This is a genomic window from Calothrix sp. CBUCES-K 9914, from assembly GCF_059640475.1.
The window spans coordinates 1-1,941 of the sequence record NZ_JBXXZH010000521.1 but is presented as its reverse complement, the minus strand read 5'-3'; the positions used below and the strand labels follow the sequence as shown (position 1 = coordinate 1,941).

General features: G+C 42.0%; 1 protein-coding gene. It reads left to right on the top strand.

Going from position 1 to position 1,941, the window contains the following annotated elements; genetic code table 11:
- A partial coding sequence (locus AC2JBO_RS44730; protein WP_496960051.1) for a glycoside hydrolase family 65 protein occupies nt 1-1,838 on the top strand: 1,838 nt, incomplete at its 5' end.
- Between the last annotated feature and the right edge of the window lie 103 nt (nt 1,839-1,941).

Here is a 1,941-nt window from a genome sequence, read left to right as displayed (position 1 = left end):
TTGAAAGATTTGCTTCTCTAGCAGACCAGCATGTTATGGCTGTTCGCGTTTCGGTTACGTCGGTTGATTTTACGGGTGATATTTCGGTAGAGACTTATTTTGATGATGCTGATAACCAGGGAGTTCAGCATTGGGAACTATTAAGTAAAGGCAATAAAAATAATTATATTTGGTTACATAGTCGAACTAGGCATTCTAATATTCAACTCGGTATAGCTACAAAGTTGGTATTAGAAGGTAATGATTTAAATCAGACATTTGCTTGCGTACCAGGACAAACTATATCTTTAGAAAAAATAGTAACTATATTCACGTCGCGCGAGGTAGAAAATCCGTTAGTTGCAGCTTGTGATAGGTTAGAAGAGGCACCTAACTATAGTACATTGCTTGCAGGGCATATTGCAGCATGGGAACAAGTTTGGCAAAACAGCGATATTGTAATTGAGGGAGACAACTCTTCACAGGTAAGCGTTCGTTTTAGTTTATTTCAACTTCTTGCTGCGGCGCCATATCGAGATAATACAGTCAGTATCCCTCCGAAAACGCTTTCGGGGTTTGCTTATCGCGGACACATATTTTGGGATACCGAAATTTTTGCAATGCCGTTCTTTAGTTTCACTCAGCCACAAATCGCGCGTAACTTGCTCGAATATCGGTATCATACCCTTGCAGGCGCCCGTCGTAAAGCTGCTGAAGCTGGTTATAAGGGAGCAATGTACGCATGGGAAAGTGCGGATACCGGAGATGAAACAACTCCACGTTGGGTTCCATCAGCTACAGGTAATGAGCAAATCAGAATTTGGTGCGGTGATATTGAGGTACATATAAATACCGATGTTGCTTATGCCATATGGCAGTATTGGAAAGCCACGGGTGATGATGATTGGATGGTTGCTTACGGTGCGTCTATAATTTTGGAAACTGCTTTGTTTTGGGAAAGTCGCGTAGAGTGGAATGAAGCACGTTGTGGTTACGATATTTTAGATGTAATTGGTCCCGATGAAAATCACGACCGGGTAAATAATAACGCCTTTACTAATGTTATGGTACGGTGGCATCTGCGCGCGGCGTTACATTTGTGGGAGTGGTTACAGCAAAAATCACCAGAAACAGCATTACACATCGGGCAAAAATTGAAATTGAATGATGTTCGACTTGACCGTTGGACGGAAATACAATATCGTTTGTTTATAAATCAGGATGATGAAACTGGTTTAATAGAACAGTGTGAAGGCTTTTTTGATTTGGAAGACGTAAATTTAGAAGACTATGAACCGCGTACCAAGTCAATGCAAGCACTGCTGGGTATCGAAGCAACCAACTCCAAGCAGATTCTCAAACAACCTGATGTTTTGATGCTACTGTATTTACTGCGTAATCTTGGGCGCCATGAATCACCAAATTTACGCTACGACACTAAAACTCTACAAGCAAACTGGAATTATTACAGTCCTCGTACCGACCATGCTTATGGTTCTTCCTTGGGTCCAGCAATTCACGCCATAATAGCTTGTGATATGGAGAAACCAGAAGAAGCATACACTCACTTTTTACGCGCGGCACTAGTAGACTTAGAAGACACCCGAAAAAATGCAGCAGAAGGAATTCACGCAGCAAGTGCAGGAGGTGTATGGCAAGCAGTAATATTTGGATTTGCTGGTATTCGCATTGCACCATTTGGTCCTATTGCCTGTCCCAACCTTCCACCAACATGGAAACGGTTGAAATTTAAACTGCAATGGCAAAATCATTCGTATGAATTTGATTTAAGTTCCGAAGCTATACATCAACACCACGAAAAACAAGATTCTGCCTCTTTATTAAATCTAGCAGCATAACAATTATCTTGTAGAACAGGCATCCTGCCTGTTCTAGTAAGGTGGGCACTGCTAGCCCTGTCAAGGTGACTTTTTGGCATCGGCTAAAAGCCTTGCAGTGGCG